Origin of the sequence: Shumkonia mesophila (assembly GCF_026163695.1) — a bacterium.
Taxonomy (GTDB): Bacteria; Pseudomonadota; Alphaproteobacteria; order Rhodospirillales; family Shumkoniaceae; genus Shumkonia; species Shumkonia mesophila.
In genome coordinates, this window is sequence record NZ_JAOTID010000003.1 from 233,630 (window position 1) to 247,780 (window position 14,151).

Annotated in this window: 13 protein-coding genes; 10 read left to right on the plus strand and 3 right to left on the minus strand. The window is 63.0% G+C overall.

Annotated features, from left to right (window positions below; genetic code table 11):
* Positions 1-35: 35 nt before the first annotated feature.
* Positions 36-914: a hypothetical protein gene (locus tag ODR01_RS07610; protein ID WP_316977033.1), complete on the minus strand. Its 879-nt coding sequence runs from the start codon at positions 912-914 to the stop codon at positions 36-38.
* Complete coding sequence (locus ODR01_RS07615) at positions 904-1,749, minus strand: CsgG/HfaB family protein (RefSeq protein WP_316977034.1); 846 nt, start codon at positions 1,747-1,749, stop codon at positions 904-906. The genes ODR01_RS07610 and ODR01_RS07615 overlap by 11 nt, the downstream gene beginning before the upstream one ends.
* 599 nt (positions 1,750-2,348) lie before the next feature.
* Here ODR01_RS07615 and ODR01_RS07620 point away from each other — a divergent pair.
* The 4 genes from ODR01_RS07620 (at position 2,349) to ODR01_RS07635 (ending at position 5,919) form a co-directional block, all read left to right on the plus strand.
* Complete coding sequence (locus tag ODR01_RS07620) at positions 2,349-3,107, plus strand: response regulator transcription factor (protein ID WP_316977035.1); 759 nt, start codon at positions 2,349-2,351, stop codon at positions 3,105-3,107.
* A 107-nt stretch (positions 3,108-3,214) separates the two neighbouring features.
* A complete protein-coding gene (locus ODR01_RS07625) occupies positions 3,215-3,721 on the plus strand; it encodes a hypothetical protein (RefSeq protein WP_316977036.1) in 507 nt (168 codons plus the stop codon).
* A gap of 235 nt (positions 3,722-3,956) precedes the next feature.
* The gene (locus ODR01_RS07630; protein ID WP_316977037.1) at positions 3,957-4,433 is read left to right on the plus strand and encodes a hypothetical protein; all 477 of its coding nucleotides are present in this window, start codon (positions 3,957-3,959) and stop codon (positions 4,431-4,433) included.
* A gap of 166 nt (positions 4,434-4,599) precedes the next feature.
* Positions 4,600-5,919: an NAD(P)H-dependent oxidoreductase gene (locus tag ODR01_RS07635; protein WP_316977038.1), complete on the plus strand. Its 1,320-nt coding sequence runs from the start codon at positions 4,600-4,602 to the stop codon at positions 5,917-5,919.
* 9 nt (positions 5,920-5,928) lie between these two features.
* Here ODR01_RS07635 and ODR01_RS07640 read toward each other — a convergent pair whose 3' ends face one another.
* Complete coding sequence (locus ODR01_RS07640; protein WP_316977039.1) at positions 5,929-6,891, minus strand: glycosyltransferase; 963 nt, start codon at positions 6,889-6,891, stop codon at positions 5,929-5,931.
* Positions 6,892-7,168: 277 nt separating this feature from the next.
* Between ODR01_RS07640 and ODR01_RS07645 the strand changes: the two genes are divergently transcribed.
* The 6 genes from ODR01_RS07645 to ODR01_RS07670 all read left to right on the plus strand — a co-directional run bounded on the left by ODR01_RS07645 (position 7,169) and on the right by ODR01_RS07670 (position 14,131).
* Entirely contained in the window at positions 7,169-8,518 is a 1,350-nt protein-coding gene (locus tag ODR01_RS07645) for a glycosyltransferase family 4 protein (RefSeq protein WP_316977040.1), read from the plus strand.
* Positions 8,515-9,288 carry a glucose-1-phosphate cytidylyltransferase gene (gene rfbF / locus ODR01_RS07650; RefSeq protein WP_316977041.1) on the plus strand — a complete coding sequence of 258 codons (774 nt, stop codon included), beginning with the start codon at positions 8,515-8,517 and terminating at the stop codon, positions 9,286-9,288. The genes ODR01_RS07645 and rfbF overlap by 4 nt, the downstream gene beginning before the upstream one ends.
* Before the next feature lie 44 nt (positions 9,289-9,332).
* Positions 9,333-10,376 carry an NAD-dependent epimerase/dehydratase family protein gene (locus tag ODR01_RS07655; RefSeq protein WP_316977042.1) on the plus strand — a complete coding sequence of 348 codons (1,044 nt, stop codon included), beginning with the start codon at positions 9,333-9,335 and terminating at the stop codon, positions 10,374-10,376.
* The gene (gene rfbC / locus ODR01_RS07660) at positions 10,363-10,908 is read left to right on the plus strand and encodes a dTDP-4-dehydrorhamnose 3,5-epimerase (protein ID WP_316977043.1); all 546 of its coding nucleotides are present in this window, start codon (positions 10,363-10,365) and stop codon (positions 10,906-10,908) included. Before ODR01_RS07655 ends, rfbC begins: the two co-directional genes overlap by 14 nt.
* A 76-nt stretch (positions 10,909-10,984) precedes the next feature.
* Entirely contained in the window at positions 10,985-12,784 is a 1,800-nt protein-coding gene (locus tag ODR01_RS07665) for an SLC13 family permease (RefSeq protein WP_316977044.1), read from the plus strand.
* Between the two features lie 228 nt (positions 12,785-13,012).
* Complete coding sequence (locus tag ODR01_RS07670) at positions 13,013-14,131, plus strand: ABC transporter ATP-binding protein (RefSeq protein WP_316977045.1); 1,119 nt, start codon at positions 13,013-13,015, stop codon at positions 14,129-14,131.
* The last annotated feature ends 20 nt before the right edge of the window (positions 14,132-14,151 follow it).

Consider the following 14,151-nt stretch of genomic DNA (forward strand, 5'->3'; position numbering starts at 1 on the left):
CCGGCCGGAGTCAGGTTAAGCGGCTAGGGTTGCCGTCACGGAGTAACCTCCTTGACCTTGTTGACGATGCTGGCCACCAGGCCGGCCGCCTGGACGGACTGGTTGGCGACCAGTCCCGGCGTTCCCAACCGGTCGTAATAGCCGAGCTGCTTGAACGCGGTCAGGTCCTGATAGGCCGACGCCGAGGCGGAGACGTCCGCATAGGCGAACTGGGTGATGTCGGCCTCGAGGATGTTGTTGGACACGTACGGCATGAAGACGCCGTAGGCCGTGTCGTGATGGCCGGTGACGATGGTGTCGCCGGTATCGAGCGAGCTGTCCCAGTGATCCGCGTTGACGGTCTGGATCAGTTGCGGACCCTCGTTCGTCTGCAGATCGATCGACAGGGCCTCGGCCACCGCCGAGACCTGCTGATCGAGCGCGATCTCGACCGGGTTGTACCAGGCTCCGGCCTTCGCTTCGGCGGAAATGTACGCCTTATCGAAGAAGCCACCCGCGAGGGTCTGGCTCTCAAAGGCGTAGACCGGGAACTCGCTCTCGATCGTATCGACGATGCCGATCGCCGAAACGTCCTGAACGGCATGGCCCAGGCCGTCGTTGGCATACTGCAGGAGATCCTGGGGGCCATAACTGCCGTGATGGCCATGGCCGCCGCTCTGCACCTCGGGGACATAGTCGCCCTTGAGTTCGGCGTACGCATTGACGTCGCCAAAGAAGACCTGGACCTTCTTGACCTCGGTTTCCCCCGTCGGATCAAAGAAGCTCCAAACCCACATGTTGATGTCGACGTTCTGGTACTTGTTCTTGTACCAGTCCCAGTCCGTCTGGCTGCCGCCCGCAAGGGCGGGGCCTGTCGCGACCATGCCGATACCGAAGGCAACAGCCGCAACGCCGGATAGCAGTCTACCCTTCATTTGCTTGTGCTCCTCTCTTAAGGTGGTTGCTCATGTAGTCGGTCTCGACAAGGTCACAGCCTTCGGCCTTGGGGAGACCGAGAAAGTCCGTCATGATCTGGTAAACGGCCATCTCGACGACGGATCTGACACCGAGCTGCAGCGGTTCGTTCTGGATCCGCCCGGCGTCAAACTCGATGAGTTGCGTGCCGAAGAAGCGAAAGACGTTGGCTTCGACCTCGAACCCGTAGATTTGTTTTTGCAGGCTGGTCACGTAGCGGACGGCGAACGACTTGCTGTCGACCACCCGAAGGTCGAGGGCGACGTTGATAACCACCGTCCGGCCGCCGGCGCCGACGCCGGAGACCCACAGGCCCAGGCCGTCGCTGACGATGTTGTAGTTGAGTTCGGTCAAGGCGCCGAGAATGACGAAATCGCTGGTTTTGACGCGGTATGCCTTGGCGTTTTCGTCGGTCAGCTGCTGCTGGACCATCTTCAGTTCGGCCAGCGGAATCCGCAGGTCGAAGCGTTCGGCCATGTTGGCCTTGCCGGTCTTGAAGACCGCGCTCATCACCATTTCGGAAACGCCCTGGCTGAGGGCGTGCCCGTTTTCGTCGTAGTTGATCTGCCCGGTCTTGTCGGCGACCTCGCCGACCGCCATCACCGGCAGGTGATTGCCCGGAATCTGCCGAAGCTTCATCAGGCATTGGCTGTAGGGCGTGTGGTTGGTCGTCACCGGAAACGAAAATGCCGCCTCGACGCCTGTGGCCTGGTAGGGGACGGGGGCGCATCCAGTGAACGCCGCGAAGACAGCCGGTGCCAGGATGGGGAGCAATGTTGCCGCTTTCCGTTTCATGATCGTCCCCCGGCTTGCTGTGTCTATGGATGGTTCAAGAACGTCCGCACCGGGGAAAACGGGTTCCTCGGTGGCTCCATTTCCCTTGGCCCCACGGAAGGGCGGCGAGGGTGGAACGCGAAGTGAAACATTACTGATAAATTCGTTTTTTAAAAGTACGCTATAGGGAAGTTTCGAGAGAAAATGGAGTAACTGTGCGTCTATTGGATTATCCACAAAGTGTTAATTGGTGTATTAAACGATCTATCCGATATACATTTTTCCAATATGCGCGATTTATATTGTGTTTATCATAAGAGTTATGAGTTGATTCCCCATCTATATCTATAGGTCTCTCATGCAAGGCAAGATTGAATGGCTGAAAGAGCAAGGGTGGGAGCCGGTGCGCAAACCACCGCGGAAGCCACGGCGCCTCTGGGTGGTGACGGGGGGACGAGCGTGCGGCTGCCGGCCCGTCCCGGCCACGGGTTTCGCATTGACGGGCCTGTTCGACCGTATCGACTGGGAAGATTACATCCTGAATGGCGCGGTACGGCGACATGTCATGGAAATATTGTATAAATTATCAGATGGTAAGTTCTGTAATTTTAGAAGTAAATATGAATATTCACGTTCAAGTTCAAAAGACAAACAGTCCTCGTTTACGTAACATGAAAAAATGGATTTCATTTATGAGTACGCGGAAACATATCGTCGTTGCCGAGGATGATCCAGATATCATCGAGATTATCCAGGAGCAATGGAGCGATGGCGGCAGCGGGTCCTTCATCGTTCTTGGCAACCCTTTGCTCGATCTGCTGCCGTCTCACTGCACCCGCAACACCGTCATTCTGTTCGGATTGACCCAGTTCAAGGCGTTCGGCCGGCCGATGTGCCGGCGGATCGAGGAAGTCCGCGACACCGCGAAGGTCATTCTCGTGTTGCGCGAAGCCGACGTTATGGACGCGCTCGATTACATCGATCTGTGCGACGGCTTCCTGTTCATCGATCACCAACCCGAGCGGCTGCACGAAGTCATCGATCTGGCGGCCCAGGGCTATTGCCTGTTTCCGACCACCCTGTTGTCCGTTCTGGCGTCCCGGCATCTGCGCCTGGATATCCTGCCCACGTTGTCCGAAGGCGAATCCCAGGTCCTCTCGCTGCTTGGCGAGGGCTTGACCAACAAGGCCATCGCGCAGCGGCTCGCAACCCGGGACTCCACGGTCAAGAACCTCGTGCGCTCCGTCCTGCGGAAGATGCATTTCCGCAACCGGACCGAGGCCGGGATTTTTGCCTTCCGTTATCTGACGGCGGATGCGGCGGATGGCGGGGCGGACAGCCGACGCTCTTGCGAAAACGGAGAAAGCCTTTGCAATTAGGGAGGGGGGCCTTTTTTTCGCTCGATGTGGCCGAAGATTTAGAGAAGGATTCCGGGTTGGGAGCAGTCTATCCAGTACGTGGAGATCCGGACGAAGGAGCAATCAAGATGAAACCCTTCACAGGCGCATGGTTCGCGTTTCTCATCGCTCTGGTGGTGACGGCCCTGTCCTTCGAGGCTTCGGCTCAGATGTCGAATAAGCCTTTCTCCTTCAAGTACCGGGGCGGGGCTGGGGAAAGCGTCGGCATGAGCACCGCCCACAAGCAACTGATCCTCGAGCGGGAACTCCAGGGACGGGCGCCGGACAATCCGGTCATCCGCGACTTCTCGGGAGCCCTGCTGGAGGTCGAACGGCGTAACAGCGGGCAGGCCTTCGTGCGGTCCCCCGCATCCCCCTACCTTCCCGGAGCCGTGAGCGACGGCTTCCGGTCGGGCTTGTCCGCCGCCGACGAACAAGTCGCTTTCTCGGGGTTTAGCATCGGCACGGGCCGCGTCATGGCCAGCTGGATGCTGGCTCTCAGCGGCGGGGATGGCTATCGGGGTGTAACCCCCCTGGCGGGGCCCGCGTCCTCGGCGTCGATCGACCTGTGGATCGGCCAATTGCAGGCGCTATAACCCAAGCGGATCACGCTTGGCTTTCCCCACGACGGCATCGTCTGCCCTCGCTCCGTCTTGACCGGCCCGTTTCCGGACCGTCGGAACAAATTCGGCTATCGCCGGTTCCCGTTCATCGCCCGACATCGCAGGGACTGCCCGAGCCCACGGGAACGCGGTCGTGGTGGCGCTTGGGGAACTCGGTCCCCGCCGGTTCACGATCGAACGACGGCCGCTAGGAATTGGAGGTCCCCCCATGATTGTCCTTCGCCAGTCTTTCATAAACACGAGCGTCCGGGTGGCCGCCGTCGTGGCGGCCGCAATCGTCGTTTCCTGTGCTCCAATGTATTCGGCACCCCAGCAGGTGGAGGCGAAGAATCCCAGTGTCACCTACAAGTACCAGAGCGACCAGGATTTGATTGAAGCCAACCAGAAAGCCGCGACATTCTGCTCCGGCTATCAATCGACGCCGCGCGCGGCCAGTTTCTCGACCGATGCGGATGGCCGCAAGGTTGTTGTCTTCGATTGCGTGACGGTGACGCCGACGGCGGCTCCGCTGCCGCCGGTCAATCCCAACCTGACCTACACCTATCGGACCGACCAGGAATTGTTGGACGCGACGCGAAACGCGCAGTTGTACTGCATGAACAGAGGCTCCCAGCAGGTGGTTTCCAGCATCGTCACCGACGCCAGCGGGACCAGGACCGTCACGTTCCGGTGCAGCCCGAGCTAGGCCGGCGCGCGCTCTCCTAGCCGACTGCTGACGCCGCGCCGGTTCGGGGGCGGACCCTGCCGTCACCGATTGATCACGGGCGGACCGGCGCGCTGCGGTGCTAGAAGGGCAGCATCGTCCCCATCAACAGCCCGGTGCTGTAGAAATGATTCTCGTCGACAAAGCGTTGGCTGAACGTGAAGCCGCCGGCCGCCCCATCCGCGTCGGCATGATCGGCGCCGGGTTCATGGGGCGCGGCGTGGTGCTGCAGGTCATGACCGCCGTCAAGGGCATGCGCCTGGTCGCCATTGCGTGCCGCAACCTGGAGTCGGCGCGACGCGCGTATGTCGAGGCGGGGGCCGCCGAGGTCCGGTCCGTCGATACGGCGGCGGCGCTCGATGCGGCGATTTCCCAAGACATCCCGGCGATCACCGAGGACTGGCGGCTGCTTTGCGAGGCCGGCGACATCGATGTGATCCTCGAAGTCACAGGCTCCCTCGAATACGCCGCTCACGCAGTCTTGGCGGCGATCGACGCCGGCAAGCATGCCATCCTGATGAATGCCGAACTCGACGGCACGGTTGGCCCACTGCTGAAGGCCAGGGCCGATGCGGCGGGCGTCGTCTATAGCAATGTCGACGGCGACCAACCGGGCGTCGAGATGAACCTCTATCGGTTCGTCAAGGGAATCGGCGTCCGCCCGGTGCTGTGCGGAAACATCAAAGGCCTGCAGGACCCCTACCGCAACCCGACGACGCAGGAGGGATTCGCCCGCAAGTGGGGCCAGAACGTCCACATGGTGACGTCGTTCGCCGACGGCACCAAGATTTCCTTCGAGCAGGCGATCGTCGCCAACGCCACCGGCATGCGCGTCGGACGGCGCGGCATGTTCGGTCCGACCGTTCCCGATGGCACGCCGCTGCGGGAAGCGGCCGAGGCGCTGCCGGCCGAGGCGTTCATCGAGGGGCCCGGCATCGTCGACTATTTGGTGGGTGCCGCGCCCGGTCCCGGCGTCTTCGTGCTGGGGACCACCGAACACCCGACTCAGCGCCACTATCTCGACCTCTACAAGCTGGGTCGCGGGCCGCTCTATTGCTTCTACACGCCCTACCATCTGTGTCATTTCGAGGTGCCGAACACCCTGGCGCGCGCCGTGCTGTTCGGGGACGCCGCCATCGCGCCGGCTGGCCCGTTGGAAGTCGAGGTAGTGGCCACGGCCAAGGTCGATCTCGCAGCCGGCGCCACACTCGATGGCATCGGCCATTACATGACCTATGGGCAGTGCGAGAACGCCGACATCGCACGCAGCGAGCGGCTGCTGCCCATGGGCATCGCCGGCGGGTGCACGCTGCGGCGCGACATCCCGCGCGACCAAGTGTTGACCTACGACGACGTCGAGGTGCCGGCCGGCCGGCTGATCGACCGCCTGCGAGCCGAGCAGGACCGGCTGTTCGCTGGAGCCGGCACCGCGCCTATACTACGGCAAAGCCTGGCGGTCGCGGGTTAGGTCCCGACCTCACATCCCCAGATGTCGGCGTAGCTTGCCGGGCCGGGCGACTGCGGCGGCGAACTCGCGGCCGGCGGCGCCCAGCAGGTCGAGAGGCGTCGGCAGACGGCCCGCCTCCTTCAGCCCCGCGAGATGATAGTCGAAGAAGGCTCGCCCCCGGCGCGTTACGAAGCCGCGCACGAGGTTGCGATAGTAGCGGCGCAAATGGCTTCGCTCCAACTCGGTCATCTCGGATTCGGAGAAGAACCGCGGGCCATAGCGCTGGAGCAGCAGCAGCCATTCCTTGAGCAGCGTCTGGTTGCGCTCGGCCACCGTCACGGTAACGGAATCGCCGTGCTCGCGCGAAAAGGCCAGCACGTCGTGAACGAAGCCGAAGTCATGGTCCTGCAATAGGTCCAGATAGATGGCGAGGTCGGCATGCAGATAGGCCGACGGATAGAACGGCCGATGCCGGCGCACCAGATCGGCGCGCAGCAGATTGGAGGTCGGAGCCAGGGCGAAGACCTCCTGGCGCAGGAACAGCCGGGCGATTTCGGCGCCCGCGAAAACCTCGCGCTCGCGGGGTAGTCCCTCGCAGTGGATGGTCTCGCCGCGCAGGCGGAAACAGCCGACGATCCCGACCGACGGATGCCTCTCAGCGACCTCGACGGTCCGCTCCAGGCAGTTGGAGCGCATGGTGTCGTCGGCATGCAGGACGCGGCAGTACCGGCTGTCGCCGGACATCAACTCCAGTGCCCGGTTCCAATTGTCGATCATGGGCAACGTGCGGTCGTTGCGGTGCAGGCGGATTCGCGGGTCGCGCCCGGCGTGGCGGGCCGCGATGACATGGGTGTCGTCCGAACTGGCGTTATCCAGGATGACGTGCTCGAAGTGGGCGTGGGACTGGGCGCGCACGCTCTCGATGCACTCCTCCAGAAATGCGCCGCCGTTGTAGACCGGCGTCACTACGCTGACGAAGACTGGACCGCTCACGGCTTTCGATACCCCCTCTGCCAATTCCTGTGTTTAGGGCTTCCTGGAGTATGGCCCATGCCAGGCGTCCGGTCATCGCCCGAGCGCCGTGGTCACTGATTGATCACGTGCATCCGTGCCCCTCCTTTGGCACAACGGACCCATATGTGGGGGGGGATCCGACATAGGAATTTGTGTAGCCACCGCTTGCCTGGAAGGGGCGGGAGGCAGAGTGCGATGACCAACTCCGGAAGGACAGAGCAGGCGCAATGGGAGTCGGAGCGAGGGGTTTCAGCGGATGCGCGTGATCCATGTTTCGCCGACGGACATCGATGGCGGCGCTGCCAAGGGCTCGTACAATCTTCATCGCGGTCTGCAGAAGGCCGGCGTCGATTCCATGCTGCTTGTTCAGCGCAAATACAGCGACGACCCCTCCGTCATCGCTCTGAACGGCGTTCATAGCGACTTCTATGACCGTGTGCGCGACCGTCTCGACCGCGTGCCGCTCGCGCTGGTGGGGTGGACCCGGCAGAACTGGTGGACCGTCGGCTGGCTTCCCTTCGATGTCAGTTCGGCGCTCGCGCGTCTGAACCCGGACATCGTCCAGTTTCATTGGGCCGGCCGTGGCGCGGCCGTGATCGAAAGCATGAAGCGGCTGCGCCGCTATCACATCGTGTGGACCCTGCGCGACATGTGGCCGCTGACCGGCGGCTGCCACTATTCCGGGGACTGCGAGAAGTTTCTCACCGAGTGCCACGATTGTCCTCAGCTCCGCTCGAATTTCCCCATTGACCTCGCCCGCTGGCAGTGGCTTCGAAAGTTCCGCAGCCGACAAAACCTGCCGATCACCTATATCGCGCTCAGCTCTTGGCTGGCCGACTATGCCAGGCGCAGCCCGCTGGTCCATGGCAACGAGGTTACGGTCATCCCCACAGGGATCGATACCGCGGTCTACACCCCCATGGATAAGGCCCGTGCCCGCGCCTTCTGGGGGCTGCCGGACGACAAGCGGATCGTGTTGTTCGGGGCGGTCAAGGCGACTTCCGATCGGCGCAAGGGGTTCGCCTATCTGCAGGAAGCCCTGACGCGACTGGCCGCGAAGGAGGGGAGCGAGCGTTTGATGCTGGTGGTTTTCGGGTCCAGCAGCGTCGGGATCGACACCTCCCTGGAGGTCCGCAGCGTTGGCTGGGTCGGGGACGACGGTCCCTTGGCGCAGCTCTATGCCTGCGCCGACGTCATGGTGGTGCCGTCGCTGCAGGAGAACTTCGGCAAGACGGCGCTCGAAGCGTTGGCCTGCGGCGTGCCGGTCATCGCCTTCAAGAACACCGGCATGACGGACATTGTCGATCACCGGATCAATGGTTATCTGGCCCGCGATCTTTCGGCCGAGGATCTTGCTGAAGGCATCGCCTGGTGCCTGCAACAGACGGCCGAGAGCGACCTGCTGTCGGTCAATGCGCGCAACAAGGCGATGCGTAGCTTCGATCTTACCCAGATGGCCGCTCGCCACATTGCCCTCTACCACCGGCTGATGGAGGGGAAAGCCTGTGCCACGGTCGAGCAGGTGCCCAATTTCCGGCTGGTCGGCAACGATCTCAACAACGTCATTCAGGAGGGGCTGGCCTCGAAGCCGGCTGGTACGCCATGAAGGTGGTGATTCTTGCGGGCGGCTACGGCACCCGCATAAGCGAAGAGAGCACGATCCGCCCGAAGCCGCTGGTCGAGGTCGGCGGCAAGCCGATTCTCTGGCACATCATGAAAATCTATTCGGCCTACGGGCTCAATGATTTCGTGATCTGCTGCGGTTATCGCGGCGACATGATCAAGCGCTACTTCCGCGACTACGCCCTGGCCCTCTCGGACGTCACCTTCGACTTGCACAATGGCGGCATGAAGGTGCACCGCAACGGCGTCGAACCATGGCGGATCACGCTGGTCGACACCGGTGAGGCGACCATGACCGGCGGGCGCATCAAGCGCGTCCGCCCCTATCTCGGCGACGAAACCTTCTGCCTCACCTATGGCGACGGCGTCGGTACCATCGACGTCGCCAAGCAGATCGATTTCCATCGCCAGTCCGGCGCCCTGGCCACGGTCGCGGCCGTCCGCCAGCCCGGCCGTTTCGGCATTCTCCGGCTGATGCCCGGCGACGATCACGTCGGCGGGTTCCGCGAGAAGGGCAACGAGGATGGCGGCTATATCAACGGCGGGTTTTTCGTACTCGAGCCGGAAGTCATCGATTACATCGACGGCGACGACACGTCGTGGGAGCGCGAGCCGCTCGAGAGGCTTGCCAACGCCGGCCATCTGGTCGCCTACCGCCATACCGGCTTCTGGCAGAACATGGACACCCTGCGCGACCGGCAGGTGCTCGAAACCTTATGGAAGGATGGAGGCGCACCGTGGAAGGTTTGGTAACCGTAGAACCGATTGGGGAAACTTCAAACAGGATTGGGGGCGCTGTGACGCGGGTTTTGCTGACCGGCTCGGAAGGGTATATCGGCAGCGTTCTCGGCCATCGGCTGGTGGCGGGCGGTTACCAGGTGGTGGGCGCCGATACCGGCTTCTATCGGGCCGGCTGGCTTTACAACGACGGCAAGGACCGGCCGGCGCTGCTGAGCCGCGACGTGCGTACGCTGACCGTAGCCGACCTCGAGGGCTTCGACGCCGTTGTGCATCTCGCCGAACTGTCCAATGACCCGCTCTGCGCGCAGGACCCGGAACTCACCTTTGCGATCAACCACAAGGCTTCGGTGGCGCTGGCCCGCAACGCCAAGGCGGCCGGCGTCAAACGCTTCGTCTATGCCTCGTCGTGCAGCGTCTATGGCGCGGGGGCCGGCGACGAAGCGGTGAACGAGGAGACGCCGACCAACCCGCAAACGCCCTACGCCAAGTGCAAGGTGCTGGTGGAAGAGGAGGTCTCGAAGCTCGCCGACGCCGGCTTTTGCCCGACGTTCCTGCGCAACGCCACCGCCTTCGGCGCGTCGCCCGCCATGCGCTTCGACATCGTGCTGAACAATCTCGCCGGCTTGGCCTGGACGACGAAACGCATCGCCATGATCAGCGACGGCTCGCCCTGGCGGCCGCTGGTCCATGTGCAGGACATCTGCGGGGCCATCCTGGCCACCCTGCGCGCGCCGCGGGCGGCGGTCGCCGGCGAGATCTTCAATGTCGGCAGCGACGACCAGAACTACCGCATCCGCGAGATCGCCGAGGCGGTGGGCGAGGCCTTCCCGGGCTGCGAGATCACCTTTGGGCGGAACGACGGTGACAACCGCAGTTACCGCGTATCCTTCGCCAAGATCAGCCAAGGCCTGCCCGGTTTCCGCTGCGCCTGGGACGTGCGGCGCGGCGCCGAGCAACTGCACGCGCTTTTCGAGCACATCGGCCTAACCGAAGAGGGCTTCAAGGCGCCGCCCCACACCCGTCTCGTGCAACTCCGGCACCTGACGGAGACCCGGCAGATCGACACTGACCTGAGGTGGAAACATCATGATTTTTCATGAACTGCCGCTTGCCGGCGCGTATCTCATCGAGCTTCAGCCGCACACCGATGCCCGGGGCCAGTTCGCCCGGGCCTGGTGCCGCGAGGAGTTCAGTCGACAAGGGCTGGTGACGGATTTCGTCCAAGGCAACGTTTCCGTCAATCCCGAGGTCGGCACGCTGCGCGGCATGCACTTCCAGCGCCCGCCGCATGGCGAGGTCAAACTGGTGCGTTGCGTGCGGGGCGCCATTTACGACGTGATTGTGGACGTCAGGCCCAATTCGCCGACGTATCGACAGTGGGTCGGCGTCGAACTGTCGCCAAAGGCACTGAAGATGCTCTATGTGCCGGTGGACTTCGCGCATGGCTTCCAGACCCTGCAACCGGACAGCGAGGTCAACTACTTGGTTTCGGCGGCCTATGCGCCTGGCGCCGGCGCCGGGTGGCGCTACGACGATCCGGCGCTCGGCATCGATTGGCCTTTGCCGGTGACCCTTGTCTCGGACCAAGACAGCAATTGGCCCCTGCTTCAGGCGCCGGCGACGGTCGTGTAATCCGCCGATCCGCTTCCTTTCGACGCTGCGCCCGACGGCGATTGCCGTCGGGCGCAGGCTTGGTTATGGGGGCGACATGACCATTCTAGACTGGCCGTCGTTGCAGATCGGCATCGTCCTCATTCTCGTGGCGGTGGTGTTTCTGGGATTCGTCCGTGAGCGGATGGCCCCCGACATCGTGGCCCTCTGTGCGGTGAGCGCACTGCTGGCGACGGGAATTCTCGACGCCGACGACGTGCTGGCCGTTTTCAGCAACAGCGCCCCCATCACCATCGCCGCGATGTTTGTCCTCAGCGCGGCACTTGAGCGCACGGGGGTGGTCGACGGCCTCGGCAGGATCGTTTCGAAGGCTGCGGGAGCGTCCCCTGCGCTGGCGATCATTGCCATGATGATAAGCGTCATGTTCATGTCGGCTTTCATCAATAACACGCCCGTTGTGGTCATTCTGACGCCGGTCGCCATCAGCTTGGCGTCGACCCTCAACCTGGCGCCCTCCAAGCTGCTGATCCCGCTTTCTTTTGCCAGTATCTTCGGGGGGGCGACGACGCTGATCGGCACGTCGACCAACATCCTGGTCGACGGAGTGGCCCAGCAACAGGGGCTGGCGCCTTTCGGCATCTTCGAGATCACGGCGGCAGGCGCCATCATGGGGGGCGTGGGCATCGTCTATCTCCTTGTGGTCGGCCGCTGGCTGCTTCCAGATCGGCGCGACCAGGCCAGCCTGTTGCCGCGCTCCGAGGACCGGCACTTCATGGCCGACATTCTCATCCCACTCGACTCGCCTCTCGTCGGCAAGCAGCTCAAGGACGCCGGATTCACCGAGGAGCGGGGCCTGCGCGTCTTCGACCTCATCCGCCGGGATGCGTCGTTGCGCGATCAGCTGGATGATCTTGATCTGCAAGCCGGGGATCGGCTGGTGGTGCGCAGCAACGTCGGCGACATGCTGGGATTGCGCGACGCCGGCGACGTGGCGTTCGGGGGGCGCGGGGCCCATGCCATCGAGCCGATGGGCACGCACGAAGTGGTGGTGATGGAGGGGGTCGTCGGCCCGCAATCGCGATTCTTGAGAAAGCGGGTGGCGGACATGAACCTGCGCCGCCTCTACGGCGCCTACATTCTCGCCATTCACCGCCGGGGCGCCCACCTGTCCGGCAACTTCGACGATGTACGCCTCTATATGGGCGATACGCTGCTTCTCGAGGGGTCCGCCGAAAGCATGAAGCGGCTGTTCGAGAACCAGGATCTGGTGAACCTAACTCAGCCGAGCGAGCGCCCGCTCCGGCGCGGCAAGGCGCCCATCGCGATCGCGGCGGTTTTTCTCGTCATGGGCCTTGCGGCCTTCGACGTGCTGCCGATCGCCGCGCTGGCGCTCATGGCGGCCACCGCCGTCGTCGCGTTCGGCTGCCTCGATCCCGAAGAGGCCTACGGATCGGTTCGCTGGAACATCCTCATGCTGATTTTCGGCATGTTGGCGGTCGGCGTTGCCATGGAGAAAACCGGCGCGGCAAAACTTATTGTCGGACACTTCGCGAACTGGATCGAGACACTGGGGCCGATCGCCGTGCTGGCGGCGGTCTACCTGATCACTTCGGTTCTGACCGAGATCATGAGCAACAACGCAGCGGCCATCCTACTCACGCCGATTGCTGTGGGCCTGGCCACCCATCTCGGGGTCGACCCCAGGCCGTTCGCGGTGGCGGTCATGTTCGCAGCGAGCGCCAGCTTCGCCACCCCCATCGGCTATCAGACCAACACCTTCGTTTACAATGCCGGCGGCTACCGCTTCACCGATTTTCTCAAGATCGGCGTGCCCCTGAATCTCCTGAATTGGCTGATCGCGATGCTGGTCATTCCGCTGTTCTGGCCGTTGAGCTAGCGGGCAAAGTCAACAAATTAGGCAATATTGCCCGACATTCGGAAAAATGCTTAAAAAATAGCCTTCTCTCTCGTGGTGATTTGCCGCCAGATCCGCGGAAGCCATTGCAATCATTATATTTTTCTATGTGGCACAGGGGTTGCGTTAAGCCGATCAGATCACCGTCTAGAAGGACCGAGGGAACGCCACATGGGCAACCCCGGCCCAATCGGGCAGGAGACTGATGGCGTGGCGGAAGCTCTTTCCCCTCGGGGAACCATAGAAATCGTCAGCGTGACCAAGCGGTTCGGCGATACCGTCGCCGTCGATTGCATCAACCTGAAAATCCCCGCCGGAAGTTACTGCTGCCTGCTCGGGCCTTCGGGCTGCGGCAAGACGACGACCTTGCGCATGATCGCCGGCCACGAACGGGTGAGCGAGGGCGACATCGTCTTCGGCAATCAAAACGTCACCGACCTGCCGCCGACCCGGCGGGGCACCGCCATGATGTTCCAAAGCTACGCCCTGTTCCCGCACCTCGATTGCATGGAAAACGTCGCCTTCAGCCTGAAGATGCGCGGCGCAAAAAAAGAGGAGCGCGCCAAACGGGCACGCGAACTGCTGGCCATGGTCGACATGGAGCCGTATGCCCGCCGCCTGCCCAGTCAGCTTTCCGGCGGCCAGCAGCAACGGGTCGCGCTCGCTCGCGCCTTGATCACCAATCCGGATGTCCTGCTTCTCGACGAGCCACTCTCGGCCCTGGACCCCTTCCTGCGCACGCGGATGCGCGCCGAACTGAAACGGCTGCAGAAGGAACTGGGAATCTCGTTCGTCCACGTGACTCATTCGCAGGAAGAGGCGATGGCGCTCGCCGATCTGGTGGTGATCATGAACGAGGGCCGCATCGAGCAGGCGGGGCCGGCCAGGTCCGTCTTCAATCGGCCGCGCACGCCTTTCGTCGCCCGCTTCATCGGTGGCCACAACGTACTCTCCGGCGTCGTCGAGGGCAGGACCGACGACGCCGTGGTTCTCAAGGGCGTGAATGGCGTTCGCTTCCTGGTCGACGCGGAAACCGTCCGCCAGGGCGACCGGGTCTCGTTCTCGGTCCGTTGCGACCGCGTTGCCGTGGCCCGCGAAGCGGCGGGGGCAGCAAGCCATCCCTACGACAATTTCAACCGTGTCCGGGGCATCATGCGATCGGTCGAATACCAGGGTTCGTGGGTTCGTCTGGGCATGGAATCGCCGGATTCCGAGGACTTCGTCATGGCCGTGAACGAAGCGGCCTACTTTGCCGATCCCATCGCCGTCGGCGAGCGGGTAAGCGCCAGTTGGGGGACGGGCGAAGCCCACATCCTCGCCGACCAGTAAACCGCAACCGCAGCAGCACC